The organism is Streptomyces sp. NPDC051684 (genome assembly GCF_044453445.1).
In the GTDB taxonomy this organism is placed as follows: domain Bacteria; phylum Actinomycetota; class Actinomycetes; order Streptomycetales; family Streptomycetaceae; genus Streptomyces.
In genome coordinates this window covers 1-26,886 of the sequence record NZ_JBITCS010000037.1, presented here as the reverse complement: position 1 = coordinate 26,886, position 26,886 = coordinate 1, and the positions used below count along the sequence as shown (strand labels likewise).

At 71.8% G+C, this 26,886-nt stretch carries 24 protein-coding genes; 22 read left to right on the top strand and 2 right to left on the bottom strand.

The window, feature by feature from the left end:
* Positions 1-3 precede the first annotated feature (3 nt).
* From ACIA8D_RS33570 to ACIA8D_RS33535, 8 genes are all read left to right on the top strand, one after another.
* Positions 4-984: an ABC transporter permease gene (locus tag ACIA8D_RS33570; protein ID WP_399237989.1), complete on the top strand. Its 981-nt coding sequence runs from the start codon at positions 4-6 to the stop codon at positions 982-984.
* Positions 981-1,823 (top strand): ABC transporter permease, encoded by an 843-nt coding sequence (locus ACIA8D_RS33565; RefSeq protein ID WP_399237988.1) that lies wholly within the window; start codon positions 981-983, stop codon positions 1,821-1,823. Before ACIA8D_RS33570 ends, ACIA8D_RS33565 begins: the two co-directional genes overlap by 4 nt.
* 176 nt (positions 1,824-1,999) lie before the next feature.
* Positions 2,000-2,905 (top strand): ABC transporter ATP-binding protein, encoded by a 906-nt coding sequence (locus tag ACIA8D_RS33560; protein WP_399237986.1) that lies wholly within the window; start codon positions 2,000-2,002, stop codon positions 2,903-2,905.
* Entirely contained in the window at positions 2,899-3,708 is an 810-nt protein-coding gene (locus ACIA8D_RS33555) for an ABC transporter ATP-binding protein (protein ID WP_399237985.1), read from the top strand. Before ACIA8D_RS33560 ends, ACIA8D_RS33555 begins: the two co-directional genes overlap by 7 nt.
* 177 nt (positions 3,709-3,885) lie before the next feature.
* Positions 3,886-4,908, top strand: coding sequence for a TIGR03842 family LLM class F420-dependent oxidoreductase (locus tag ACIA8D_RS33550; protein WP_399237984.1), 1,023 nt, complete (start codon positions 3,886-3,888; stop codon positions 4,906-4,908).
* A gap of 20 nt (positions 4,909-4,928) precedes the next feature.
* Complete coding sequence (locus ACIA8D_RS33545; protein WP_399237983.1) at positions 4,929-6,443, top strand: NCS1 family nucleobase:cation symporter-1; 1,515 nt, start codon at positions 4,929-4,931, stop codon at positions 6,441-6,443.
* 320 nt (positions 6,444-6,763) lie between these two features.
* On the top strand, positions 6,764-8,254 hold the full coding sequence (locus ACIA8D_RS33540; protein WP_399237982.1) for an NCS1 family nucleobase:cation symporter-1: 1,491 nt from the start codon (positions 6,764-6,766) through the stop codon (positions 8,252-8,254).
* A gap of 53 nt (positions 8,255-8,307) precedes the next feature.
* Positions 8,308-9,033 (top strand): aspartate/glutamate racemase family protein, encoded by a 726-nt coding sequence (locus tag ACIA8D_RS33535; RefSeq protein WP_399237980.1) that lies wholly within the window; start codon positions 8,308-8,310, stop codon positions 9,031-9,033.
* A 16-nt stretch (positions 9,034-9,049) separates the two neighbouring features.
* Here the strand turns inward: ACIA8D_RS33535 and ACIA8D_RS33530 are convergent, their stop codons facing one another.
* Positions 9,050-9,715 carry a hypothetical protein gene (locus ACIA8D_RS33530; RefSeq protein WP_399237979.1) on the bottom strand — a complete coding sequence of 222 codons (666 nt, stop codon included), beginning with the start codon at positions 9,713-9,715 and terminating at the stop codon, positions 9,050-9,052.
* 206 nt (positions 9,716-9,921) lie between these two features.
* Between ACIA8D_RS33530 and ACIA8D_RS33525 the strand changes: the two genes are divergently transcribed.
* On the top strand, positions 9,922-10,323 hold the full coding sequence (locus ACIA8D_RS33525) for a cold-shock protein (RefSeq protein WP_399237977.1): 402 nt from the start codon (positions 9,922-9,924) through the stop codon (positions 10,321-10,323).
* A 12-nt stretch (positions 10,324-10,335) separates the two neighbouring features.
* On the opposite strand, the gene ACIA8D_RS33520 is transcribed toward ACIA8D_RS33525, so the two are convergent.
* On the bottom strand, positions 10,336-10,965 hold the full coding sequence (locus ACIA8D_RS33520) for a TetR/AcrR family transcriptional regulator (RefSeq protein ID WP_399237976.1): 630 nt from the start codon (positions 10,963-10,965) through the stop codon (positions 10,336-10,338).
* 55 nt (positions 10,966-11,020) lie between these two features.
* Between ACIA8D_RS33520 and ACIA8D_RS33515 the strand changes: the two genes are divergently transcribed.
* From ACIA8D_RS33515 to ACIA8D_RS33455, 13 genes are all read left to right on the top strand, one after another.
* Positions 11,021-12,499, top strand: coding sequence for an MFS transporter (locus ACIA8D_RS33515; protein ID WP_399237975.1), 1,479 nt, complete (start codon positions 11,021-11,023; stop codon positions 12,497-12,499).
* Positions 12,496-13,998: a sulfatase-like hydrolase/transferase gene (locus ACIA8D_RS33510; RefSeq protein WP_399237973.1), complete on the top strand. Its 1,503-nt coding sequence runs from the start codon at positions 12,496-12,498 to the stop codon at positions 13,996-13,998. The genes ACIA8D_RS33515 and ACIA8D_RS33510 overlap by 4 nt, the downstream gene beginning before the upstream one ends.
* 234 nt (positions 13,999-14,232) lie before the next feature.
* Entirely contained in the window at positions 14,233-15,801 is a 1,569-nt protein-coding gene (locus ACIA8D_RS33505; protein WP_399237972.1) for an ABC transporter substrate-binding protein, read from the top strand.
* 65 nt (positions 15,802-15,866) lie between these two features.
* Entirely contained in the window at positions 15,867-16,820 is a 954-nt protein-coding gene (locus ACIA8D_RS33500) for an ABC transporter permease (protein ID WP_399238048.1), read from the top strand.
* Positions 16,821-16,825: 5 nt separating this feature from the next.
* Positions 16,826-17,692 carry an ABC transporter permease gene (locus ACIA8D_RS33495; RefSeq protein ID WP_399238047.1) on the top strand — a complete coding sequence of 289 codons (867 nt, stop codon included), beginning with the start codon at positions 16,826-16,828 and terminating at the stop codon, positions 17,690-17,692.
* The gene (locus ACIA8D_RS33490) at positions 17,689-18,708 is read left to right on the top strand and encodes an ABC transporter ATP-binding protein (RefSeq protein WP_399237971.1); all 1,020 of its coding nucleotides are present in this window, start codon (positions 17,689-17,691) and stop codon (positions 18,706-18,708) included. The genes ACIA8D_RS33495 and ACIA8D_RS33490 overlap by 4 nt, the downstream gene beginning before the upstream one ends.
* Positions 18,705-19,751 (top strand): ABC transporter ATP-binding protein, encoded by a 1,047-nt coding sequence (locus ACIA8D_RS33485; protein WP_399237970.1) that lies wholly within the window; start codon positions 18,705-18,707, stop codon positions 19,749-19,751. Before ACIA8D_RS33490 ends, ACIA8D_RS33485 begins: the two co-directional genes overlap by 4 nt.
* Before the next feature lie 8 nt (positions 19,752-19,759).
* Positions 19,760-21,604, top strand: coding sequence for a gamma-glutamyltransferase family protein (locus ACIA8D_RS33480; protein WP_399237969.1), 1,845 nt, complete (start codon positions 19,760-19,762; stop codon positions 21,602-21,604).
* Positions 21,605-21,702: 98 nt separating this feature from the next.
* Positions 21,703-22,569, top strand: coding sequence for an inositol monophosphatase family protein (locus ACIA8D_RS33475; protein WP_399237968.1), 867 nt, complete (start codon positions 21,703-21,705; stop codon positions 22,567-22,569).
* 113 nt (positions 22,570-22,682) lie between these two features.
* The gene (locus ACIA8D_RS33470; protein ID WP_399237967.1) at positions 22,683-24,101 is read left to right on the top strand and encodes a phytoene desaturase family protein; all 1,419 of its coding nucleotides are present in this window, start codon (positions 22,683-22,685) and stop codon (positions 24,099-24,101) included.
* The gene (locus ACIA8D_RS33465) at positions 24,098-24,625 is read left to right on the top strand and encodes an O-acetyl-ADP-ribose deacetylase (RefSeq protein WP_399237966.1); all 528 of its coding nucleotides are present in this window, start codon (positions 24,098-24,100) and stop codon (positions 24,623-24,625) included. Before ACIA8D_RS33470 ends, ACIA8D_RS33465 begins: the two co-directional genes overlap by 4 nt.
* A gap of 163 nt (positions 24,626-24,788) precedes the next feature.
* Complete coding sequence (locus ACIA8D_RS33460; RefSeq protein ID WP_399237964.1) at positions 24,789-26,267, top strand: AlkA N-terminal domain-containing protein; 1,479 nt, start codon at positions 24,789-24,791, stop codon at positions 26,265-26,267.
* Positions 26,268-26,278: 11 nt separating this feature from the next.
* Positions 26,279-26,791, top strand: coding sequence for a methylated-DNA--[protein]-cysteine S-methyltransferase (locus ACIA8D_RS33455; protein WP_399237963.1), 513 nt, complete (start codon positions 26,279-26,281; stop codon positions 26,789-26,791).
* The last annotated feature ends 95 nt before the right edge of the window (positions 26,792-26,886 follow it).

Here is a 26,886-nt window from a genome sequence, read left to right as displayed (position 1 = left end):
CACATGACGTCCCTTGTGAACCGCACCGCTGTGAAACCCTCGCTGCACCCGACCCTGAGATTCGTGCTGCTGCGGCTCGTCGGGCTCGCCGCCGTGCTGCTCGTCGCCTCCTTCCTCGTGTACGGGCTGCTGTATCTCGTGCCGGGCGGGCCGATGGCGTTCCTGCTGGGCAACCGCACCGGAACGCCCGAGCAGATCGCCGCGATCCGCGCCCAGTACCACCTCGACGACCCGTTCCTGGTGCGCTACGTCAGCTGGCTCGGCGACGCCCTCGGCGGCGACCTCGGCCGCTCGCTCGTCTACCGGCAGGACGTCACGACGCTGCTCGCCACGCGCGCCGCGACCACCCTGTGGCTCGTCGGCTACTCGTCGCTCCTCATCGTCGTCGGCGGGCTCGCCGCCGGCACCCTCGCGGCGCTGCGCGGCGGCCGCACCGACGCCGCCGTCACCGGGGTCTCCTCGGTGCTGCTCGCCACCCCGGTGTTCGTCATCGGGGTCGTCCTCGTGATCGTGTTCGCGCGCGGGCTCGGCTGGTTCCCGGTGTTCGGCGCGGGCGAGGGACTGTGGGGCCGCGTGCACCACCTCACCCTGCCCGCCGTCACGCTGGCCGTCGGCTCCGCCGCGTACCTCGCCCGGATCACCCGCGCCTCCGTGCGCGAGGAACTCGGCCGCGAGCACGTGGAGACCGCCCGCAGCCGGGGGCTCGCCGAGTCCCGGATCGTACGGCGGCACGTGCTGCGCAACGCGGCCGTGCCGGTCACCACCGTCATCGGCCTGACCGTCGCCGGGCTGCTCGCCGGGGCCGTCGTCGTGGAGAACGTGTTCGCCCTCGACGGCATCGGTTCGCTCTTCGTCCGCGCCATCATGCAGCGGGACTTCGCCGTGGTGCAGGCCGTGGTGCTCGTCCTCGTGGCGTCCTTCGTCGTCGTCAACCTCGTCGTCGACCTCTTCTACTCCGTCCTCGACCCCCGGATGGCTCGATGACCACCGCCCTCGCCACCTCGCTGACCGCCGCCCGCAGAGCGGTGCCGCGCGACCCGCTCGCCCGCGCCGCGGCCGCGGTCCTCGCCCTGATCGTCCTCGGCACCCTCGCGGCGCCGCTCGTCGCGCCCTACGACCCCGACCTGCCCGACCTGTTCAACACGCTCGGCTACGCCACGCCAGGACACTGGCTCGGCGGCGACGCCCTCGGCCGCGACGTGCTGTCCCGGCTGATCTGGGGCGCCCGCCCCACCCTGCTCGGCCCGGTCGTCGTGATCGCCGTCTCGGCCGCCGTCGGCACCGCCCTCGCCATCACCGCGGCGTGGTGCGGCGGCTGGGTGGACATGGTCGTCTCGCGGGTCCTCGACGTGCTGTTCGCGGTGCCCGGCATCGTGTTCGCGCTGCTCTCGGTCGCCGTGCTCGGCCCCGGCCTGATGCCGGTCGCGCTCGGCCTGACCGTCGCGTACACCCCGTACGTCGCCCGCGTGGTGCGCGGCGCTGCGCTGCGGGAGCGGAACCTGCCCTACGTCGCGGCCGCCTGGGTGCAGGGCCGGCCCGCGGTCACCATCTGCGTACGGCACCTGCTGCCGAACCTGCGGCCGATCATCGTGGCGCAGGCCGTGTCCGCGCTCGGGTACGCCGTGATCGACCTCGCGGCGATCTCCTTCCTCGGCCTCGGCGTCCAACCCCCCACGCCCGACTGGGGGTTGATGGTGAAGTCGGGCCTCGACAGCGCCATGCGCGGCAATCCGGTCGAGGCGGTCGCCGCGGGGGCGGCGATTGCCCTCGCGGTGTGTGCGGTGAATGTTCTCGGGGATCGGATCGGGAGGGACGCGCGATGAGGTTTGTGCGGAAGCACGCGGGTGCCGGGGAGCCGACGTTGCGGTCTCGGGGCTCTGCCCCGGGCCCCGCTGCTCAATCGCCGCAGGGGCTTGACCGAGCGGAACCGCTGCTTGCCCTGCGTGGGTTCGGGCTCGATGTTCCGTACGGTGGCGCACGTCGGGCCCTCGTCGATCGGGTGGATCTCACGCTCGGACGTGGCGAGGCCGTCGGCCTCGTGGGGGAGTCCGGCTCCGGGAAGTCGATGACCGCCCGCGCCGTCATCGGCCTCACCCCGAAGGGCGCGCGCACGCACGGGCGTGTCGAGTTCGAGGGCGGTGACGTCACGGCGCTCGGCGGCCGTGCCCTGCGTGCCCTGCGGGCCCGCCGGATCGCCATGGTCTTCCAGGACCCGCGCGCCCACATCAACCCGGTGCGCTCCGTGGGCGACTTCCTCACGGAGGCGCTGGTCGCCGAACGGGGCGTGCCGCGCCGGGAGGCCGAGCGCCGCGTCGTCGCGATCCTCGCCGACGTCGGCATCCCCGACGGGGCGCGGCGGCTGCGCCAGTACCCGCACGAACTCTCTGGCGGCCTGCTGCAACGCGTCATGATCGCCTCCGTGCTCGCGGCCGAGCCCGACCTCGTGCTCGCCGACGAGCCGACCACCGCGCTGGATGTCACCGCCCAGTCCGAGGTCATGGCCATCCTCGACGAGACGCGCCGGGCCCGGGGCCTGGCGCTGCTGCTGATCACGCACGACCTGGAACTGGCCGCCGCGACCTGCGACCGGCTCGCCGTCATGTACGCGGGCCGCACGGTGGAGACCCAGCCGGCCGAGGCGCTCACCGCCCGCCCCCGGCACCCCTACTCGGCGGGCCTGCTCCGCTCCCGCCCGAGCCTCGCCGAGCGGGCCGACCGCCTCCCGGTCATCCCCGGCCGCCCGGTCGCGGCCTTCGAGGCGAAGGAGGAGGGACCCGGCTGCGCGTTCGCCCCGCGCTGCGCGCACGCCGTCGAGGTCTGCGGTCAACAGGAGCCGGAGGAACGGGAGTTGACGGACGGAGCCCGAGTGGCGTGCCTGCGGGCGGAGGAGGTCGCGACATGGTGAGCGGCAGTGTTGGGGCCGTCGTCGAGGCGGCCGGTCTGCGCAAGACGTTCGGCGACGCCGTGGCCGTGGACGACGTGTCGTTCACCGTGGCCGCCGGGGAGTGCCTGGCGATCGTCGGGGAGTCGGGATCCGGCAAGAGTACGGTCGCGCGGATGCTGCTCGGTCTGGAGACACCGGACGCGGGGCGCCTGACCGTGTGCGGCAGGGAGCGCGCCGCTCGGCGCCGGGTGCCGTCGGCCGAGCGGCGGCGCCGCGCCCGCGAGATCCAGATCGTGTTCCAGGACCCGTACGCGTCCCTGGACCGGCTGCAACGCGTCGGCGACGTCGTCGAGACCGCGCTCGCCCTGCACTTCCCGTCGTCGGCCGCCGAACGCAGGGCGCGGGCAACGGAGTTGCTGGAGTCGGTCGGCCTCGTGGAGCGTCACGCGGAGCTGCGCCCCGCCCAGCTCTCCGGCGGTCAGCGCCAGCGCGTCGCCATCGCCCGCGCGCTCGCCGTCGAACCGCGCGTGCTCGTCCTCGACGAGGCGGTGGCCGCGCTCGACGTGTCGATCCAGGCGCAGATCCTCAACCTGCTCGCCGACATCCGCGAACGCCGCGACATCGCCTATGTGTTCATCTCGCACGACCTGGCCGTGGTCCGGCAGATCAGTGACCGGGCGCTGGTGATGCGCGCGGGCCGTGTGGTCGAACAGGGCACGACGGAAAGCCTGTTGACGGACCCGCGAGAGGAGTACACCCGACAGCTTCGGGCGGCGGTGCCGGGCCCTGGGTGGCGTCCGGCGCGCAGGGCGGCCGCGGTCTGAGCGGTGCGGGTGAGGGGGGTGCGCCCCTCACCCGCACGGGTGACGGATGCTGGACGCGCGTAGAACTCATCCGGCGGACCCCTTGCCAAGCCTCCCCGGGAAGTCCACGATTGTGCCTTTCAATGGCGGCTCGGCACCCGGCACCCGGCACTCGGCACACGACACGAGGGGCTCCCCATGGATTTCGGACTCGTCCTGCAGACCGACCCGCCCGCCTCCGCGGTCGTGGACCTCATGAAACGCGCGGAGCGCTCCGGCTTCACGTACGGGTGGACGTTCGACTCCGCCGTGCTGTGGCAGGAGCCGTTCGTCATCTACAGCCGGATCCTCGCGGAGACCGAGCGGCTGACCGTCGGCCCGATGGTCACCAACCCGGGCACCCGCACCTGGGAGGTCACCGCCTCCACCTTCGCGACGCTCAACGACATGTACGGCAACCGCACGGTGTGCGGCATCGGGCGCGGCGACTCCGCGATGCGGGTGGCCGGGCGCAAGCCCAATACCCTCGCCCGGATCAGCGACGCGATGAAGGTGATCCGCTCGCTGGCCAGGGGGGACGAGGCCGACCTCGGCGGCGGCTCCGTCGTCCGCTTCCCCTGGGTGCGCGAGGGCGCCGAACTGCCGGTCTGGATGGCGGCGTACGGCCCCAAGGCGCTCAAGATGGCCGGCGAGGAGGCCGACGGATTCATCCTCCAGCTCGCCGACCCGTTCCTCACCGAATGGATGGTGAAGGCGGTCCGCGACGCGGCGCAGGCGGCGGGCCGCGACCCGTCGGCGGTGAAGATCTGCGTCGCCGCACCCGCCTACGTCACCGCCGACGACTCGCCCGAGGCGCTGGCCCACGCGCGCGAGCAGTGCCGCTGGTTCGGCGGCATGGTCGGCAACCACGTGGCCGACCTGGTGGCCAAGTACGGCGCGCACTCCGGCATGGTCCCGGACGCCCTGACCGACTACATCAAGGCCCGCGAGGGGTACGACTACGCGCACCACGGCCGCTCCGGGAACCCCGACACGGCGTTCGTGCCCGACGAGATCGTGGACCGCTTCTGTCTGCTCGGCCCGCCCGCCGCCCAGCTCGAACGGCTGGGCGCGCTGCGGGAGTTGGGCGTCGACCAGCTCGCCGTGTACGCGATGCACGACGCGAAGGAGGCGGTGATCGAGGCGTACGGCAGGGACGTGATCCCCGCGATGAACGCATGACGTAGGAGGACGCACCGCTCATGACCGACACCGCACCGAGAGCACCCCTGCCCGCGGTGGAGCTCGCCGCCGACGCCTACCCGGCCGGCAGCCGCTACGCCAATGAGGATCTGCGCCCCGTTCCGCTCGCCGACCGCCGCTGGACCACGTACAACTTCGTGGCCCTGTGGATCGGGATGGCGCACTGCATCCCGTCGTGGACGCTCGCGTCCGGGCTCGTAGCGCTGGGCATGGACTGGAAACAGGCGGTCCTCACCATCGCCCTGGCGAACGTCATCGTCCTGCTCCCCATGCTGCTCACCGGGCACGCGGGGCCCAAGTACGGCATCCCCTTCCCGGTCCTGGCGCGGGCCGGCTTCGGCGTCCGCGGCGCCAATCTGCCCGCGATGGTGCGGGCCGCGGTGGCCTGCTGCTGGTTCGGCATCCAGACCTGGATCGGCGGCCAGGGCATCTTCGTGCTCCTGGGGAAGATCTTCGGAGGATGGACGGGAGCGGCCGAGGTCGGCGGCTACCCGTGGACCCTGTGGCTCTGCTTCTTCGTCTTCTGGGTGCTCGAACTCGCCATCATCTACCGGGGCATGGAGACGCTGCGCCGCTTCGAGAACTGGGCGGCGCCGTTCGTGCTCGTCGGCGCGGTGGTGCTGCTGATCTGGATCGCGAACAAGGCGGGCGGCTTCGGCCCGCTGTTGCACGAGCCGTCGAAGGTCGGCTGGGGACCGGACTTCTGGAAGGTCTTCTTCCCCGGCCTGATGGGCATGATCGGCTTCTGGTCCACGCTGTCCCTGAACATCCCGGACTTCACCCGCTTCGGCAAGGGGCAGCGCGCGCAGGTCTGGGGTCAGACGATGGGCCTGCCGACCACCATGACGCTCTTCGCGCTCATGTCGGTGCTCGTCACGGCCGGTTCGGAGAAGGTGTACGGGGCGCCGATCTGGGACCCGGTGGCGCTCGCGGGGAAGACGGACAACGTGTTCGGGCTGCTCTTCGCGCTGATCACGGTGTTCGTGGCGACGATCTCCGTCAACGTCGCGGCCAACGTGGTCTCACCCGCGTACGACCTGGCGAACCTGGCGCCGAAGCTGATCGGCTTCCGCACGGGCGCGATCATCACCGGTGTGGTGGGCGTGCTCGTCATGCCGTGGAAGCTCACGTCGACGCCCGAGCTGTACATCTTCACGTGGCTCGGCGTGGTCGGCGGGCTGCTCGGCACGGTCGCGGGCATCCTGATCGCCGACTACTGGATCGTGCGGCGCACGGTGCTGCACCTCGCCGACCTGTATGTGCGGGACGGGCGCTACTGGTACCGCGGCGGTTGGAACTGGCGCGCCGTGCTCGCCTTCGCGGTCGGCGGCGTCCTGGCCGTGGGCGGCTCGTACTCGACGCTGAACGCGCAGGGCGAGAAGGCGGGCCCGTTCCCCGTGGACGGCCTGATCCCCTTCCTCAAGCCGCTGGCCGACTACGGCTGGGCGGTGGGCCTCGCGGCGTCGCTCGCCCTCTACACGCTGCTGATGGCGGGGGAGCGCCGCTCTCGGTAGACGACAGACGCACCGCCCCGAGCTCCCGTCGAGCGATCGACTGGAGTCTCGGGGCTTCCGTTTGTCTTCTGTGACCCGTCTCCCATTGACGGATCCCCCCTCCATCGGGTTTGGTATACCAAACTGGAGACGCGGGTGCTGTGCGTGCTCTGCGCGCCCGGCCCGTAAATGCCCGAATTGGGCGGCCAGTTGGCCCGTGAGGAATCGGTGTTTTCTTCGCGTACACCTCTTGATTACCGCAAAACAGACCCGTAGCGTCTTCCCGCCAAGAGGAAATAAGATTCCTCATCGCGGAAAATGTGGACTTCCAGGAGCGCGTCATGGCTGCCGTGCACGAACAGACCCCCACCGCCGGTGTCGACGGGCCCGCCCGGACCAGTCCGGGTCTCTACAGTCCCGATCTGGCCCCCACCAAGAAGGAGGGGCGCCGCTGGGGCGCGTACAACGTCTTCACGCTGTGGGGCAACGACGTGCACAGCCTCGGCAACTACGCCTTCGCCGTGGGCCTGTTCGCGCTCGGGCTCAGCGTCTGGCAGATCCTGATCGCCTTCGCCGTCGCCTCGCTGCTGCTCTTCGGGCTGCTCACGCTCTCGGGCTACATGGGGCACAAGACGGGCGTGCCGTTCCCCGTGATGAGCCGGATCGCCTTCGGCATCCGCGGGGCGCAGATCCCCGCCGCGGTGCGCGGGGCCGTCGCCATCGCCTGGTTCGGCATCCAGACGTATCTCGCCGCCGTCGTGCTCGGCGCCGTGATCAAGAAGCTGGCGCCCGGCGCCGCCTCGCTCGACCACAACTCGATCCTGGGCCTGTCCACCCTCGGTTGGATCACCTTCCTGGTCCTGTGGGTCGTCCAGGTCGTGATCGTCAGCTACGGCATGGAGCTGATCCGCAAGTACATGGCGTTCGCCGCGCCCACCATCCTCATCACGATGTGCGCGCTCGCCGTCTGGATCTTCGTCAAGGCGGACATGTCCATCGCGGTCTCCACCGGCCACGCGCCCACCGGGTTCGACGCCTGGCGGCAGATCTTCGAGTCCGCGGCCCTGTGGGTGGTCATCTATGGCACGTTCGTCCTGAACTTCTGCGACTTCACCCGCTCCGCGAAGAGCCGCCGCGCCATCGTCGCGGGCAACCTGGTCGGCATCCCGCTGAACATGCTCTTCTTCGCCGGCATCGTCGTCGTGCTCTCCGGTGGCCAGTTCGCCATCAATGGGAACGTCATCTCCGGCCCCGAGGACATCGTCGCGACCATCCCGAGCACCCCGCTGATGGTCCTCGCCTCCTTGGCCTTCATCGTCCTGACCATCGCGGTGAACCTGCTCGCCAACTTCGTGGCGCCCGTCTACACGCTGGTCAACCTGTTCCCGCGCAAGCTCGACTTCCGCAAGGCCGGCGTCGTAAGCGCCGTCATCGGGCTCGTCATCCTGCCCTGGAACCTCTACAACAGCCCGACCGTCGTGAACTACTTCCTGGGCGGGCTCGGTGCCCTGCTCGGCCCGGCCTTCGGTGTCGTCATGGCCGACTACTGGCTCGTCCGCAAGACGCGGGTCAACGTCCCCGACCTCTACACCGACGCCGCCGACGGCGACTACCACTACCGCTCCGGGTTCCACCTGCGGGCCGTCGGCGCGTTCGTCCCGTCCGCCGCCGTCGCGGTCGTGATCGCCCTCGTGCCCGCCTTCAAGTCGCTCTCCGGCTTCTCCTGGTTCATCGGCGCCGGCCTGGCCGCGCTGCTCTACGTTGTCCTCGCGGACCGCAGCCGCACCGCGAAGGACATGGACGGCGAGGAGATCGCGGTCCCGGCCGCCTGACCCCCGCTCCCGCACCACCACAAAGCACCACAAGAAGAAAGCTGTAGCCCGCCATGCGCATTCTCGTCTGCAACGTCAACACCACCGAGGACATGACCGAGAGCATCGGTGCGCAGGCCCGGGCCGTGGCCTCGCCGGGCACCGAGATCGTGCCGCTCACCCCGGCGTTCGGCCCCGACTCCTGCGAGGGCAACTACGAGAGCTACCTGGCCGCGATCGCCGTCATGGAGACGGTCCGCGCCTACCCGGAGCCCTTCGACGCCGTCGTGCAGGCGGGCTACGGCGAACACGGCCGTGAGGGGCTCCAGGAGCTCCTCGACGTACCGGTCGTCGACATCACCGAGGCCGCCGCGAGCACGGCGATGTACCTCGGCCACACGTACTCGGTGGTGACCACGCTCGACCGGGCCGTGCCGCTCATCGAGGACCGCCTCAAGCTGGCCGGGCTCACCGACCGGCTCGCCTCGGTGCGCGCCAGCGGCCTCGCCGTGCTCGACCTCGAACGCGACCCCGACGCCGCCGTGAAGGCCATCGTCGAGCAGTCCGCGCGGGCCGTGGAGGAGGACCGGGCCGAGGTGATCTGCCTGGGCTGCGGCGGCATGGCGGGCCTCGTCGACGAGGTCAAGGCGCGCACGGGGGTGCCCGTTGTGGACGGTGTCGCCGCGGCTGTGACCGTCGCCGAGTCGCTGGTGCGGATGGGTCTGAGCACGTCAAAGGTGCGCACGTACGCGCCGCCGCGCCCCAAGACGTTCAAGAACTGGCCGCCGAGCCAGGGCTGACCGAGGCAGGGCCGGCTCAGGAGTCCTTGTCGGAGCCGAGCGAGGCCGCCGCGTCCCCGGCGGCCTTGCGGGCGCCTCTGATCACGGTGTCGTTCGACGGCGCGCCCTTCGACTCGAAGTCGCTGCCGTTGTAGGTGACGGTCAGCAGCATGTTCCCCGCGCGGACCGTCACGACGGACTCGCGGGTGTCCTGCTTGTCCTTCGTCGTGAGCGAGCTCGTCACGCGCGCCTCGTCCCCGAGGCCCTTGAGCGGGCTGGTCCGCTTCTCGCCGTTCCCGGTGGCGAACGCCTTCTTCGCCAGGTCGTCGGAGTCCTTCACCTCGAAGGAGACGTCGAGCCAGCGGTAGTCGTACCCCTTCAGGGCGCTCCACGAGCAGCCGCGGCGGACCGACTCGTCGGTGGCCGACAGCTCCTTGCCCGCCGACTTGGCGTCCGGCACGAGGTCCTTGACCGTCGAGGTGGGCAGCGCCTCGCAGGGTGCCGGCGGCTTCGCGAAGGTCTTCGAGGCCACGGACTCGCCGGGCTCGTCGGGCGCCGAGGACGACTGCGGCGCAGACTCGGCCGTGTCCTTGCCGGCGGACTGTTCCGCCATGGGGCCCGAATAGGCCCAGCCCGCGCAGGCGAGCACGGCGACGGGCAGCAGGCGTGCGGTCAGGGTGACCGGGAGCGGGAGAGAACGCACCGCGTACGTCCCTTACGTCAGGGTGGGCGGGGGGACGCCAGTCTCACATGAGTTGCTGTGTGCGGAAACCGCCACTTCCGTCACTGTGACATCACGCTGGGGCGTCGCCGCGGCGGGTCCGCGGGATCACGGGGGCGGACCGGTAGGATCCGCAAACGTTGTTGGAGGCTGCGGGCACCGGTCCGCCGAGGTGGTTGGGGGTCGGCGTGGTCGCTGGTCGTGTGGTGCGCTTCGACGGAGCGCGTGGTTATGGGTTCATCGCGCCGGACGACGGCGGCGAGGACGTCTTCCTGCATGTGAACGACCTCCTGATCCCCGAGTCGTACATCCGCACGGGCCTCAAGGTCTCCTTCGACATCGAGGAGGGCGACCGCGGGCCCAAGGCCTCGTCGGTGCAGCTCGCCGAGGGAGCCTCGGTCCCCACGCCCGGACGGCACGCGGCCGACGGCGACGACGTGCTCTGCGACGTGCTGCGCGTCGACGAGTTCACCAACGAGGTCACGGAGCTGCTGCTGCGCTCCGCCCCCACCCTGACAGGCGATCAGATCCTGGCCATCCGCCGGGAGTTGGTGCAGAGCGGGCGCAAGCACGGCTGGGTGGACAGCTGATCGCCCCTCCGCTCACCACTGCGGGTCCGACACCTCGGCCGTGAGCACGGCCACCCCCGCGTCGACGAGGTCCGCCGCCAGCAGTCGTGGCTCGCCCAGGTCGGCGCCGGCCTGCAGCATCCGTTCCCGCTGCGCGAGCGTGTGCAGCAGCAGGCCGATGAAGAAGTCCCACCGGTTCTCCCGTACCCGGTCCGGGAGTTCGGGCATGCAGCCCGTGATCCGGGAGTACAGCTGCAACAGGCCGCGCGTCCACGGGTGCGCCCTCAGGTCGGTCGGTGCGATGCCCTCGACGTACATGGCGTTGACGACGAACCGCAGGAACCAGCTGGGCCGCTCCGGATCCTCCAGGCGCTCGACCATCGGGCGGACCAACACCCCGGTGAGCGCCCGCAGTTCCTTTCCCCGGCCCTGCGCGTCGATGGCCTCCAGCAGCTCCAGCTGGCGCGCCGTCGTGACCGTGAGCCGCTCCTCGTAGATCGCGTCGATCAGCCCCCGCTTCGTGCCGAAGTGGTAGGCGACCGCGGACGTGTTGCGCTGGTCCGCCGCCGCGGCGATCTCCCGAAGTGACGTGGCGTGGATGCCCTGTTCGGCGAAGAGGCGCTCCGCCATGTCGAGGAGGCGGCTGCGTGTTCCGGTGCTCATGGCGAGGAGTGTCGTCCCTCTTGCCTGTTTAACGCAAGCGCGTTAAACACTCGGTGTGACCGACACCGCCCGGCTCGAAGGCCGCAGCACCGCCGCGTACGTCCTGCGCCTGGTCCCGCTGATCCTGCTCACCGAGGTCGTCGCGCTCGAACTCTCCCTCGTCTACCCGGCGTTGCCGCACATGGCGGAGGAGTTCGGGACGCCGTCGATCGGCTGGGCGCTCACTGTCGTGAGCCTGGTCGGCGTGGTGGCGCAGCCGCTGCTCGGCAAGGTCGCCGACGCCATCGGCAAGAAGCGGGTGATCGTGCTCGCCGCGGCCGCCTTCGGTGCCGGATCGCTGGTCTGCGCGCTCGCGGCGGGCTTCCCGATGCTGCTCGCGGGGCGCGCGGTACAGGGCCTGGCCATGGTCGTCGCCCCGGCCGCGTACGGGCTGATCCGCGACGTGTTCCCGGCGCGCATCGTGCCGGTGGCGATGGGGGCGATCACGACCGGGCTCGGGTTCAGCGCCCTCGCGGGCCCGATCGTCGGCGGCGCGCTCACCCAGCTCTTCGGGTTCCGCGCGATCTTCTGGTTCTGCCTGCTGTACGTCGTCGTCCTCACGCCGCTGTTCGTCGCCACGTTCCCCGAGTCGGACGTCCGGCTGCGGCAGCGGGTGGACGTCGCGGGAGGACTGCTCTTCGGGTGTGGCGCCGCGGGTGTGCTGCTCGTGGTGGGGCAGGGCGCCGCGTGGGGGTGGGGCTCGGGGCGGCTGATCGCCGTGGCGCTGGTCACCTGCGTGCTGCTCGCCCTGTTTGTGGTGTGCGAGCTGCGCGCCCCGCATCCGCTGATCGACCTGCGGCTGCTCGCGGGGCCCGCGCTGCGCTGGACGCTGCTCGCCGCGTTCGGCGGATCCGTGGCGATCGGCGGGCCCGCGCTCCTGCTGCCGCAGCTGGTGCAGGCGCCGGAGTGGACCGGCGCGGGGCTGGGGATGGCGCCGCTGGGCGTCGCCGTCTTCCTCGTGCCGCAGGGGGTGCTGGGCGCGACCTGCGGACCGCTCGGCGGGCTCCTCGCTCGGCGGCGCGCCCCGCGCGGCGGCCTCTTGCTGGCCCTGGCCTGCCTCGCGACGAGTGCCGTGCTGCTGTCGGCGCTGCACTCGCGGGTGTGGCATCTCGTGCTCGCCGCCCTGTTCATGGGCGTCGGGTTCGGCTTCTTCTTCGTGTCCGTGTCCAACCTCGTCGTCGAGGCGGTGCCCGCCACGCACACCGGCGTGGGCACGGGAATGATGGGCGTCGCCAACAACCTCGGCAACGCGACCGGCGTCACGGTCCTGGGCACTGTCCTGGCCCAGCACGTGCTCGAAGGATCAAGAGCCGGCGACAAGGTCCTCTACGACGAGTCGGGATACGTGTCCGCGTTCCTGGTCGCCGCGGGCTTCGCCGTCGCCGCGCTGTGTGTGGCCGTGCTCATGCGGCACGGCAGAACCCCGGCCACCGGCGGCCTGCGCCCGCCGCTGCCGGAACCCGAACCTCGCACCGGAGAAGGAAGGTTGACATGACGCGTACCGAGCGGGGCAGTCGCCCCAACATCCTCCTCGTCGTCTCCGACCAGGAGCGCCAGCGCGGCTGGCTGCCGCCCGCCGTCGAACTCCCTTGGCGCGAGCGGCTGTTGGCCGAGGGCATGGAGTTCACCAACTACTGGACGCACTCCTCGCCCTGCTCGCCGTCGCGCGCCACGATGATGACCGGCCAGTACGTCACCCAGCACCAGGTCGCCGAGAACGTCATCTTCCCCTGGCAGCCCGAACTCGACCCGGCCGTCACCACCATCGGCGGCGCGCTGCGCGGGGCCGGCTACCGCTCCTCGTACATCGGCAAGTGGCACCTGTCCCGTTCGGCACGGCCCGACATGGAGGCGTACGGCTACGGCGACTGGGACGGCAACGACCACCACTTCATGGGCCTCGCGGGCACCGGAGTGCACTTCGACCCGGTCATCGCGAACAACGCCGCGCACTGGCTGCGCCGCAACGCGGACGCCCCCGACCCGTGGTTCCTCACCGTCGCGCTCGTCAATCCGCACGACGTGATGTGGTACCCGATCGACCAGCCCGAGTACCAGCGCGCGCACCCCCGCACCATGGAGTTCATCCGCCAGTTCCTCGACGGCGACTGGGGCGGCGGGCAGGCGATCCCGCCCTACGAGCGGCCCTACGACGAGGTGTTCAGCGAGCTGCCCGGCAACTTCGACGACGACCTGCACACCAAGCCGGACACCCAGCGGCAGTGGCGCTACGACCAGCAGCACAGCCTGTGGGGCTACATCGACCCGGCCGACAAGGGGGCGTGGCTGCGCCAGCTCGACTACTACGTCCAGTTGCACCGCCTCGCCGACGAGTCCCTGGGCAAGGTCCTCGGCGCCCTGGAGGAGTCCGGCGGCTGGGACGACACCGTCGTCATCTTCACGTCGGACCACGGTGACATGTGCGGCGGCCACGGCCTGCGCTCCAAGGGGCCCTTCGTCTACGACGAGATCATGCGCGTGCCGTGCTACGTGAAGGCGCCGGGGGTGACCCGGCCCGGCACGGTCAGCGACTCCCTGGCCTCGCACGTCGACCTGGCCTCGACGATCTGCGCGCTGGCCGGGGTGCCCGCGCCCGCGTCGTTCCGCGGGGTGGACCTCACGCCCGTGTTCCGGGACCCGCGGGCGGTGGTGCGCGACCACGTCCTGTTCGCGCACGAGGCCACGCACACCCACCGGATCCAGCAGACGCGGTACGCGGTGCGCGGCATGTTCGACGGCCGCTTCAAGTACGCCCGCTACTTCGGCGTCGGCGGCGGCCTGCCCGCCGATCTGCCGGACCGTCCTGAGCCCTCGACGATGCTCTACGGCCCGGACGCCGACTTCGACGACAACGACCACGAGCTGTACGACCTCCAGGAGGATCCGGGCGAGCTGGTGAATCTCGCCATGGACCGGGCGCGCCGGGCGGAGATCAGGGAGCGGTTCGGCCGGCTGCGCGAAGTGGAAGGGGAGGAGTTCGCTCCGCTGAACTGAACCACGGGTCAGTGGGTGGGCGATCTGTGGGCGGGAGTCCCTTTTGCCGCTCGGGGTTATCCAATCTTCACCAAGGGTTGTCCGGATCCCGGACAACCCTCTTGTGTGCGGACTGTATGCGAAATACGTTCTGCCGTATTCCTTGATCGCTCACCGATCGCCCACCCTCATCCCTGGCGGAGGTACGCCCTCGTGCGCCGAACAGCGGTTGCCCTGACGGCAGTTGTCCTGGCGATGTCCACTTTGGCGGGCTGCGGCTCCCTGCAGTCCTCGGCCACGGAGGTGGGCGGGGAGCGGATGACCGACGACCGTCCGGTCCGGGACGGCGGAACGCTCACCGTGGCCCTCAACGCCGACCCCGACAAGCTCGACCCGACCCTCGCCCAGACCCTCGTGGGCCGCACCGTCTTCGCGGGCATGTGCGAGAAGCTCTACGACGTCAACGAGCAGGGCAAGGTCGTCCCGCAGCTCGCGACCAAGCTGCCCGAGGTGACCAAGGACGGCCGCACCGTCACCTTCGACGTGCGCAAGGACGCGAAGTTCAGCGACGGCACCAAGCTGGACGCGGACGCCGTCGTCACCTCCCTGCTGCGCCACCGCGACCTGTCGGGCTCCGCCCGCGCCACCGAGCTGACCCCGCTGAAGTCGGCGAAGGCCACGGGCCCGTACAGCGTGCAGCTCACCCTGAAGCAGCCGTACGTGCCGCTGACCGCGGTGCTCGCCGACCGCTCCGGCATGGTGATGTCGCCGACCGCGCTCAAGAAGTACGGCAAGAACTTCACCAACCACCCGTCCTGCGTCGGCCCGTTCCGGTTCGTGGAGCGCGTCGGTGGCGACCGCATCGTCGTCGGCAAGGACCCGAACTACTACGACGCCAAGGACGTCCACCTCGACAAGGTGATCTACAAGCCGATCCCCGACGGCAGTGTCCGCCTCGCCAACCTGCGCTCCGGCGACGTCCAGGTCGGCGACCAGATGGTCCCCGTCGACGTGAAGAGCGCGCTCACCGACAACAAGCTGCGCCTGTTCAACTCGCCCTCGCTGGGCTACCAGGGCATCGGCATCAACGTCGGCAACGTCAAGGGACTCGGCCAGGCACCCGGCAAGGTCGACACCCCGATGGCCAAGGACGTCCGGGTCCGCGAGGCCTTCGAGCTGGCCATCGACCGCGACCTCATCAACAAGGTCGCGTTCCAGGGCATGTACGAGCCCGCCTGTGGCCCGATGTCCCCGGCCTCCGCCATCGCGCCCGGCGTCAAGGCGTCCGAGTGCCCGAAGCGCGACGTCCCGAAGGCCAAGCGGCTGCTGAAGGCGGCGGGTGTCAAGGGCGCCGTGCACGTCGAGCTGAAGATCCCCACGACGCCCGAGTGGAGCCGCATCGGCCAGGTCGTCCAGGCGATGGTCAAGGACGCCGGCTTCGCCCTCACGCTGCGCCCCACCGAGTACGCCACGATGCTCGAGGAGACCGACGACGGCCACTACCAGGCCTTCCAGAGCGGCTGGTCCGGACGGCTCGACCCCGACGGCAACATCGCCAGCTTCCTGCAGACCAAGGGCGCGATGAACGCCTACGGCCTCGGCGACCCGAAGATCGACGAGCTGATCAAGCGCGGCCGCACCGAGTCCGACCCCGCCACGCGCGACAAGATCTACGCCGAGCTGATCCGCAAAGTGAACGCCGAGCACACCCTGATCTACCTCTACCGCCAGAAGAACTACGTCGTCACCGGGCAGGACGTCGCGGGCCTGCGCGTCTACGGCGACGGCCTCGTCCGAGTCAAGGATGCGGGGTACGTCAAGTGACGACCGCTCAAGCAACCGCAGAAAAGGCCACGTTGAAGAAGACGGGGTGGCTCGCCGGGCACCCCATGGCCGGTTACGTCCTCGTCCGGATCCGGCAGTCCGTCATCACGATGTTCCTCGTGTCCATCGTCGTGTTCGCCGGCGTCCGCGCGCTGCCCGGCGACCCGGCGCTCGCACTCGCCGGCGAGGAGCGCAGCCCGAAGGCGCTGGCCGCCATCCGCGCCGCGTACGGGCTCGACGACAACATCGTCGTCCAGTACGGCCGGTTCATCGGGCACGCCCTCCAGGGCGACCTCGGCAACTCCTCGCGCACCGGGCTCCCGGTCTCCGACGCCATCGCGCAGGCGCTGCCCGTCACCCTCGAACTCGCCTCGCTGTCCCTGCTGTTGGCGATCGTCCTCGGTGTCGGCGCCGGTGTGATCGCCGCCGTACGGCGTGGCAAGACCGCCGAGTGGATCGCCAACGCCCTTGCCCTCCTCGGGCTTTCGGTGCCGACGTTCTGGCTCGGCATCGTCCTGGTCCTCGCCTTCGCGATCGCCGTGCCGGTCTTCGCGGCGTCCGGCTTCGTCCCGTTCGGCACCGACCCGATCGACAACCTGCGCCGCATGGTGCTGCCCGCGATCGTCCTCGGCTCCGGGCTCGCTGCCGTCGTCATGCGCCAGACCCGCGCCGCGATGCTCGACTCGCTCTCCGCGGACTACGTGCGCACCGCCCGCGCCAAGGGCCTCTCGCGCCGCGAGGTGGTCGGCGGGCACGCGCTGCGCAACTCGCTCGTCACCGTCGTCACCGTGCTCGGCCTCCAGCTCGGCCACCTGATCTCCGGCGCGGTCGTCACCGAGCAGATCTTCGTGCTCCCCGGCTTCGGCAAGCTCACCATCGACGCCGTCTTCACCCGTGACTACGCGACGCTGCAGGGCGTGGTGCTGTGCACGTCGTTCGCGTACATCTTCATCAACCTGCTGGTCGACGTGGCGTACTCGGTCATCGACCCGCGCATCCGGCTCGGAGGTGCCCGGTGACCACGCTGGCTCTCACAGGAATACGCGCCCGCGCCGCCGGGAACGCCAAGCTGCGCGCCCTGCGCAAGAACAAGCTCGCCATGACCGGCGCCGTCATCGCCGCCGTCTTCGTGCTCGCCGCGCTGTTCGCGCCGCTCGTGGCCCCCTACGACCCGGCGCGCGCCAACTTCGACGACGTGCTCGCCGCGCCGAGCTGGGCGCACTGGCTGGGCACCGACGACCTCGGGCGCGACCAGCTGTCCCGCGTCGTGTTCGGGGCCCGCGCCTCGATGCAGGTCGGCGTGCTCGCGGTCGTCCTCGCGTTCGTCGTCGGCGTCCCGCTGGGGCTCCTCGCCGGGTACTACGGCAAGGTCGCCGACAGCGTCGTCTCCCGCGTCACCGACACGATGCTCGCCTTCCCGTTCCTGGTCCTGGCCGTCGGCCTCGCCGCCGTCCTCGGCCCCTCGCTCACCAACGCGACCATCGCGATCGGCATCTCGCAGATCCCGGCCGTCATCCGCATCTCCCGCGCCGAGACGCTCCGCCTCAAGCACGTCGACTACGTGGCCGCGGCCGTCGCCAACGGCGGCGGCGACGGCACCATCCTGTTCCGGCACATCCTGCCCAACGCCACCTCGGCGCTGATCGTGCAGGCCACCGTGGGCATCCCCACTGCCATCATCGGCGAGGCCCTGCTCAGCTTCCTCGGCCTCGGCGTGCAGCCGCCCGAGCCGTCCCTCGGCGTGATGCTGTCCTCCGCCCAGTCCTTCCTCGCGCAGGCGCCCTGGATGGCGGTGTTCCCCGGCCTCGCGGTCGTCGCCGCGACGCTGGCGTTCAACCTGCTCGGCGACGGCCTGCGCGACGTCCTCGACCCCCGTGGAGCGACCCGATGAGCGCCCCTGTGTCCACTGACCCCGTCCTCAGCGTCCGTGACCTGTCGGTGTCCTTCCGCTCCGACACCCGCACCGTGCACGCCGTCGACCAGGTCTCCTTCGACCTGCGCGCGGGCGAAGTGCTCGCCGTGGTGGGGGAGTCGGGCTGCGGCAAGTCCGTCACCTCCATGGCCGTCATGGGCCTGCTCCCGCCCACCGCGCACATCACAGGATCCGTCCGGATCGGCGACAAGGAGCTCGCGGGCGCCGACGACAAGGCGTACGGGAAGATCCGCGGCAACGACATCGCGATGATCTTCCAGGAGCCGATGACGTCCCTGAACCCGGTGCTCACCATCGGCCGGCAGATCGGCGAAGTGCTCCGCCGCCACCAGGGGCTGACGAAGAAGCAGGCACGCGCGCGTGCCGTCGAACTCCTCGACCTCGTGGGCATCCCCGCCCCGGCCGAGCGGGTCGACGAGTACCCGCACCAGCTCTCCGGCGGCATGCGCCAGCGCGTCATGATCGCCATCGCGGTCGCCTGCGACCCGGCCGTCCTCATCGCCGACGAGCCGACGACCGCGCTCGACGTCACCGTGCAGGCGGGCATCCTGGAGGTGCTCCAGTCGCTGCGCGAACGGCTCGGCACCGCCATCGTCCTCATCACGCACGACCTCGGCGTCGTCGCCGACACCGCCGACCGGGTGCTCGTCATGTACGCGGGCCGCCCCGTCGAACAGGCCCCGGTGCACGAGCTGTTCGACGACCCCAAGCACCCGTACACGCGCGGGCTGCTCTCCGCCGTGCTGCGCCCCGGCGGTGAGGGCAAGCGGCGGCTCCCCGAGATCCCCGGCCTCGTGCCGAGCCTCGACTCCCAGCCCGACGCCTGCACGTTCGCGCCGCGCTGCGCCCGCGCCGACGACACCTGTACGTCGGGCCGTCCCGGCCTCAAGGCCGTCGCCGCGGACGCCGGGGCCGACGCCCCGCACCGCGCCGCCTGCTGGCACCCGCACACCCTCCAGGAGACCGCGTCATGAGCACCGCGCCCGTGCTTGAACTCATCGAACTGGAGCGCCACTTCGCCGGTTCCGGCGGCACCGTGCGCGCCGCCGACGGCGTCACACTGGCCGTCGGGCGCGGCGAGGTCGTCGGCCTCGTCGGCGAGTCCGGCAGCGGCAAGTCGACCGTCGGGCGCTGCGCCGTCCGCCTCGACGAGCCCACCGGCGGCACCGTCCGCATCAACGGCACCGACGTGACCACCATGTCGCGACGCGCCCTGCGGCCGCTGCGCAAGGACTTCCACCTGGTCTTCCAGGACCCGTCGTCCTCGCTCGACCCGCGCATGACGGTCGGCCAGATCATCGCCGAGCCGCTCAAGCTGCACGGCATCGTGAAGGGCGAGGCGGCACGCGCGCGGGTGGCCGAACTCCTCGACCAGGTGGGGCTGCGCCCCGAGCACGCCGACCGGCACCCGCACGAACTCTCCGGCGGCCAGCGCCAGCGCATCTCCATCGCGCGCGCCCTGTCCGTCGAGCCGGATCTGCTGATCGCCGACGAGCCGACCTCCGCGCTCGACGTCTCCGTGCAGGCCTCCGTCCTCAACCTCCTCGCCGACCTCCAGCGCGACCGCGGCTTCGGCTGCCTGTTCATCACGCACGACCTCGCGGCCGTCGAGTACCTCGCCGACCGGATCGCCGTCATGTACCTCGGCCAGATCGTCGAACAGGCGCCGACGCGCGAACTGTTCGCGGACCCCAAGCACCCGTACACGCAGGCGCTGCTCTCGGCCGCGCCCGTCCCGGACCCGGCCACCCAGCGCAGCCGCGAACGCATCGTCCTCAGCGGCGAACTGCCCAGCCCGCTGGCCCCGCCCGCCGGCTGCCGCTTCCACACGCGCTGCCCGCTCGCCGTCGACCGCTGCCGCACCGAGATCCCGGCGCTGCGGACCCTGGGAGGCGGCCGCGAGGTCTCCTGCCACCTCGTCGCCGACGACGGCACCGCGCCGGACGCGGCAGCGCCCTCGGAAGCGCTGTCGGCAGCGTCTCGTACGATCCCCAACACCCGCACCGCCACCAGCTAGGAGCCTCCTTGTTCACCACCCGCCCGACCCTCCAGGGCACCTTCGGCATGGTGTCCTCCACGCACTACCTCGCCTCCCAGTCCGCGATGGCCGTCCTGGAGGACGGCGGCAACGCCTACGACGCCGCCGTCGCCGCGGGCTTCGTGCTGCACGTCGTGGAGCCGCACCTGAACGGGCCCGCGGGCGAGGTGCCGATCATCCTCGCGCCGACCGGGGGAGAGGTGCGCGTGCTGTGCGGGCAGGGCGGGGCCCCGGCGGGCGCCACCGTCGCGCACTACAAGTCCCTCGGCCTCGACCTCGTCCCCGGCACCGGACCGCTCGCGGCCGCCGTGCCCGGCGCGTTCGACGCTTGGATGCTGCTCCTGAAGGACCACGGCACAAAGACCCTCGCCGAGGTCCTCAAGTACGCCATCGGGTACGCCGAGGACGGGCACGCGCCCGTGGAGCGCGTCGGTGAGACCGTCGAGACGGTGCGCGAGCTGTTCGAGACCGAGTGGCCCTCGTCCGCCGAGGTCTACCTCGTCGACGGCGCTTCCCCGAAGCCCGGCGAGCTGCTGCGCAACCGGCAGCTGGCCGCGACCTGGAAGCGCCTCATGGCCGAGGCCGAGGAGACCGGTGGCGACGACCGCGCCGCCCAGATCGAGGCGGCCCGCGGGGTGTGGCGCGAGGGCTTCATCGCCGAGGCCCTCGTCCGCCAGTCGCAGCGGCCCACCAAGGACACCAGCGGCGAGCGGCACGTCGGCACCCTGACCGCCGCCGACCTCGCCGGCTGGTCGGCGTCCTACGAGGCCCCGGCGACGTACGACTGGAACGGCTGGACGCTGTGCAAGGCCGGCGGCTGGAGCCAGGGCCCCGCCTTCCTCCAGCAGCTCGCCCTGCTCCCGCCGGAGCTGCCCGCCTACGGGTCGGCCGACTACGTGCACCTGCTCGTCGAGGGCTGCAAGCTCGCGATGGCCGACCGCGAGGCCTGGTACGGCGACGCGGCGGACGTCCCGGTGGACGCGCTGCTCTCCGACGCGTACAACGCCGAGCGCCGCGCCCTCGTCGACCCGCAGAAGGCCTCCCACGAGCTGCGCCCCGGCAGCCCGCTCGGCGTCGAACCGCGGGTGAGCGCGCACGCCCACGCCGTGGCCTCCGGGGAGGAGGGCTTCGACGCCATGGGTGTCGCGGGCGCGGGCGAGCCGACGGTCGCCAAGAGCCCGACGTCCCCGGTGCCGGGCGAGCCCGACGTGAGCGAGGACGGCCTGACCCGCGGTGACACCTGCCACATCGACATCGTCGACCGCTGGGGCAACATGGTCGCCGCCACGCCCTCCGGCGGCTGGCTGCAGTCCAACCCGGTCGTCCCCGAGCTGGGCTTCCCGCTCGGCACCCGCCTCCAGATGACCTGGCTGGAGGCGGGCCTGCCGAACTCGCTCACGCCCGGCAAGCGCCCCCGCACCACGCTCACCCCGTCGCTCGCCCTGAAGGACGGCGTCCCGGTCATGGCCTTCGGCACCCCCGGCGGCGACCAGCAGGACCAGTGGCAGGTGCACTTCTTCCTGGCGGTGGCGCTGCGCGGGGCGGTGCGCGGCGGGCTCGACCTCCAGGGCGCCATCGACGCCCCGAACTGGCACAACGACTCGTTCCCCGGCTCCTTCTTCCCGCGCGGCATGCGGCCGGGCTCGGTCACCGTCGAGTCCCGCATGGACGCGGAGGTCGTCGAGGAGCTGCGCCGCCGCGGCCACGACGTGACCGTCGGTGATGCCTGGTCCGAGGGCCGCCTGTGCGCCGTCGCCCGCGACCCGCGCACCGGCGTCCTGTCGGCGGCGGCGAACCCGCGCGGCATGCAGGGATACGCGGTCGGTCGCTGACCCGTCACACAGTGTGTGGCCCCCGGAAATCATCCGGGGGCCACCTGTCGTTCATCCGCCGTGGGGGCGTTGTCAGTGGCGTGTGTTCTCATGGAGCCATGATCGAAACGAAGACGGAAAGCATCGAAGACTTTCTGACCCAGAACATCAACCACAAGCTCCTGACCGGCGTCGAGGACATCGTCCGCGCCGCGGCGGCAGCCGAGATCACCCCGCGCTTCCGGCAGCTCGACGCCGACGAGATCGAGGAGAAGAGCGCGCCGCACGACCTCGTGACGGTCGCCGACAAGCGCGCCGAGGAGTACCTCACCCGCGAGCTCGCCGCCCTCCTGCCCGGCTCCGTCGTCGTCGGCGAGGAAGCGGTCGCCGCGGACCCGGCCTCGTACGAGGCGATCCAGGGCGACGCCCCGGTGTGGATCGTCGACCCGGTCGACGGCACCCGCCAGTTCGTCCACGGAGACCCCGGCTTCTGCACCCTCGTCGCCCTCGCGCTCGACGGCGTGGTGCTCGCCTCCTGGACGTACGCGCCCGCGCTCGACGAGATGGCCGTGGCGGTCCGCGGCCGCGGCGCGCGGCTCAACGGCGAGGTGCTGCACGCCGGACCCCCGGCCCCCGGCACCGACCTGCGGGTCGCGACCTCGCACCCCGACTTCACGACCGACGAGCAGAAGCGCGCGCTGCTCGGCCTGCGTACGGACGGCGTCGCGCCGCGCCCGTGCGGCTCCGCGGGCCTGGAATACCTCGGCATCGCCCGCGGCGCCGTCGACGCCATCGCGTTCAGCTGGGAGCTGGCCTGGGACCACGCGGCCGGGATCCTCCTGGTCGAGGAGGCCGGCGGCGCACACCTCACGCGCGACGGGATCCCGTTCTCGATCCGCGGGGGGAACGCGCTGCCGTTCACCGCGGCGCGGGACGCGGAGACAGTGCGGCGGGTGGCGGACTACGTGAGCCCCTGCGGCGATTGAGCAGCGGGGTCCGGGGCGGAGCCCCGGGGCCAGGTGGACGCGCGGGCAGTGGTGTCGGTGGCCCGGCATATCCTGGCCTCGCAGTGGCCAACCGCTGACAAAGGAGTCCGAAGGTGCCGTCGATGCTCGATGCCGTCGTGGTGGGTGCGGGGCCGAACGGGCTGACCGCAGCCGTTGAACTGGCCAGGCGCGGCTTCTCCGTTGCCGTGTTCGAGGCCGAGGGGACGGTGGGCGGCGGGGCGCGCACCGAGGAGCTGACGCTCCCGGGCTTCCGCCACGACCCGTGCTCGGCCGCGCACCCGCTCGGCATCAACTCCCCGGCGTTCAGGAACCTGCCCCTGGAGCGCTACGGGCTCGACTGGGTGCAGCACGAACTGCCCATGGCGCACCCGTTCCCCGACGGCAGCGCGGCCGTCCTGTCCCGGTCGGTCGCCGAGACCGCCGCGTCCTTCGGCCCGCGCGACGCGGGCGCGTACCGCCGCCTGATCGAGCCCCTCCTCCCGCACTGGGACACGCTCGTCCGCGACTTCATGTCGCTGCCGCTGAGCGCGCTGCCCCGCGACCCCGTCACCCTCGCCCGGTTCGGCCTCGTCGGCCTGCCGCCGTCGACGTGGCTGATGCGCCGTTTCCGCGACGAGAAGGCCCAGGCGCTGCTCTCGGGCCTCGTCGCCCACGTCATCGCGCCGCTCGGCGGCTTCGCGACGTCCGCGATCGGCCTCGTCTTCGCGCTCGCCGCGCACGCGCGCGGGTGGCCCGTTGCCCGCGGCGGCTCCCAGGCGATCTCCGACGCGCTCGCCGGATACCTGAAGGACCTCGGCGGCGCGATCCACACCGACTACGAGGTGAAGCGGCTCGACGACCTGCCGCCCGCCCGCGCCTACATCTTCGACACGTCGCCGACGGCCGTCGCCAGGATCGCCGGACTCGGCCGCTATTACGACCGGTTCAAGTACGGCGCGAGCGTCTTCAAGGTCGACTACGCGCTCGACGGACCGGTGCCGTGGACCGCGAAGGAGGCGCGCACGGCCGGGACGGTGCAGGTCGGCCCCTACCGCTCGGACATCGGCAAGGCGCTGCACGCCGCGTCCCGCGAGGGCCGCGGCCCCGAGGCGCCGTTCCTCATCACGGTGCAGCCGACGGTCGCCGACCCCACGCGCGCACCCGAGGGCAAGCACACGTTCTGGGCGTACGGGCACGTGCCGAACGGCTGGGACGGCGACCTCACGGACGCCATCGAGCGCCAACTGGATCGCTTCGCCCCGGGGTTCAGGGACCTCGTCCTCGCGCGCGCGACGGCGGGCCCGCCCGAACTCGCGGTCCGCAACGCCAACTACGTGGGCGGCGACATCGCCTCCGGCGCGGCCAGTGGCCTCCAGCTCCTGCTGCGCCCCAAGCTCTCCCTGTCCCCGTACACCACCCCGCACCCCGCCGTGTACATCTGCTCCTCGGCGTCCCCGCCGGGACCGGGGGTCCACGGCATGTCGGGGCACAACGCCGCGAAGGCGGTGTGGAGGAGGCTGCGCGCGTCATGACTGCTCAAGCTCAAATCGTGCTGGTCCAGGGCGACATCACCCAGCAGGAAGTGGACGCGATCGTCAACGCGGCCAACTCCTCGCTGCTCGGCGGCGGGGGAGTCGACGGCGCGGTCCACCGTAGGGGCGGCCCCGAGATCCTCGCCGAGTGCCGCGCGCTGCGGGCCTCGCGGTACGGCAAGGGCCTGCCCACCGGCCAGGCCGTCGCGACGACGGCGGGCCGGCTCCCGGCGCGCCACGTCATCCACACCGTGGGTCCGCGCTGGTCGACGACGGAGGACCGCTGCGGCCTGCTCGCCTCCTGCTACCGGGAATCGCTGCGGGTCGCCGACGAGCTGCACGCGCGCGTGGTGGCGTTCCCGGCGATCTCGACCGGGATCTACGGCTGGCCACTGGACGACGGGGCGCGGATCGCAGTGGAGACGGTGCGGTCCGCGACCACGGCCGTGCAGGAGATCCGCTTCGTGGTCTTCGACGACCGGGCCCACGAGGCGTTCGCGCGCCACCTGAAGGCCGCTTCCTAACGGCTCGCCGCACCCCGCCGGACCCGTCGAAGATCACCACGGTGAGTCCGCGAGGAGCTGAAGCTGCCGGGTGGCGGACCGCAGCGGCCTGAGCCTGCGCCGGCCGGAGGTAGATGTCGGATTCTCGCCAGCCGCCCCGCTCACCTTGCAGGATGCTTGACCCATGCACACCGACACGGATCGCTGCGTACGCGCGGTGCAGGCCAAGGACACCCGCTTCGACGGGGTCTTCTTCACCGCCGTGGTCACCACCCGCATCTACTGCCGCCCCGGCTGCCCTGTCGTGCCGCCCAAACCGCGCAACATGCGGTTCTACCCGAGCGCCGCCGCCTGCCAGCAGGCCGGCTTCCGCGCCTGCAAGCGGTGCCGGCCGGACGCCAGCCCCGGCTCCCCGGAGTGGAACCGGCGCGCCGACCTCACCGCCCGCGCCATGCGCCTCATCGGCGACGGCGTCGTGGACCGCGAGGGCGTCCCCGGACTCGCCCGCCGACTCGGCTACAGCGCCCGCCAGATCGAGCGCCAGCTCCTCGCCGAACTCGGCGCGGGCCCGCTCGCCCTGGCCCGCGCCCAGCGCGCCCAGACGGCCCGCCTCCTCATCGAGACCACCCAACTGCCGTTCTCCGACGTGGCGTTCGCGGCCGGCTTCGCGTCCATCCGGGCGTTCAACGACACCGTCCGCGAGGTCTACGCCCTCGCGCCGGGTGAACTGCGCGCCCGCAGGCCGCAGCGGACCGCGGACCCGGCGCCCGGCGCCCTCGCACTCCGTCTCCCGTTCCGCGCGCCGCTCAACCCCGACAACCTCTTCGGGCACCTCGCCGCCACCGCCGTGCCCGGTGTCGAGGAGTGGCGCGACGGCGCGTACCGCCGCACCCTCCGGCTGCCGCACGGCCACGGCATCGCGACCCTGACACCGCCGGCCGCCGCGGCCGCGTACGTCGACTGCCGGCTGGTCCTCGCCGACCAGCGTGACCTCACCGTCGCCATCAGCCGGTGCCGCCGCATGCTGGACCTGGACGCGGACCCCGTCGCCGTCGACGACCAGCTGCGCGCCGACCCGCTGCTCGCCCCGCTCGTCGACAAGGCGCCTGGCCGCCGGGTGCCGCGCACCGTCGACGAGGCCGAGTTCGCCGTACGCGCCGTGCTCGGCCAGCAGGTGTCCACGGCCGCCGCCCGCACCCACGCCGCCCGTCTGGTCCTCGCCCACGGCGAACCGGTCGACGACCCCGAAGGCGGACTCACCCACCTCTTCCCGTCCCCCGCGGCCCTCGCCGCCCTCGACCCGGAGTCGCTCGCGCTGCCCCGCAGCCGCCGCACCACGCTGACCACCCTCGTACGCCGACTGGCCGACGGAGAGCTGACGTTGGGCCCCGAGTCCGACTGGGAGGAGGCCCGCGCCCGGCTCTCCGCACTCCCCGGATTCGGCCCCTGGACCGTCGAGGCCATCGCCATGCGCGCCCTCGGCGACCCGGACGCCTTCCTCCCCACCGACCTCGGCATGCGCCGCGCCGCCGAGGAGCTGGGCCTGCCGCACACCCCGGCGGCGCTCACCGCGAGAGCCGCCGCCTGGCGCCCCTGGCGCGCCTACGCCACCCAGTACCTGTGGGCGACCGACAGCCATCCGATCAACTTCCTTCCCGCGTAAGGACTCCACTCATGCAGCAGATCCACCACACGGTGATCGACAGCCCCTACGGCGCCCTCACCCTCGTGGCCACCGACGACACACTGTCCGGCCTCTATATGACGGACCAGCGCCACCGCCCGCCGCAGGAGACCTTCGGCACCCGCGACGACCGCCCGTTCGGCCCGGTGATCGACCAGCTGAACGCCTACTTCGAGGGCGGGTTGCGGGAGTTCGACCTGCCGCTCGACCTGCATGGCACCCCGTTCCAGCGCTCGGTCTGGGCACAGCTCCAGCGGATCCCGTACGGCGAGACCCGTACGTACGGGGAGCTGGCCGAGGAGCTGGGGAAGCCGAACGCCTCCCGCGCCGTGGGCCTCGCCAACGGCAAGAACCCCGTCGGCGTCATCGTCCCCTGCCACCGCGTCATCGGCGCGAACGGCGACCTCACCGGCTACGGCGGCGGCCTCGACCGCAAGCGCCGCCTGCTCGCCTTCGAGCGCCGGGGCAGCTCGGCCCCTACGACGGCCGACGCCCTCTTCTAGGGCCCTAGGTCGTGTCCGCAAAGTCATGGCAGCCAGAGTCGTAGGCAGGCGATGGTGACCATGGCTTTGTAGTGGAGGGCGCGTTTGTCGTAGCG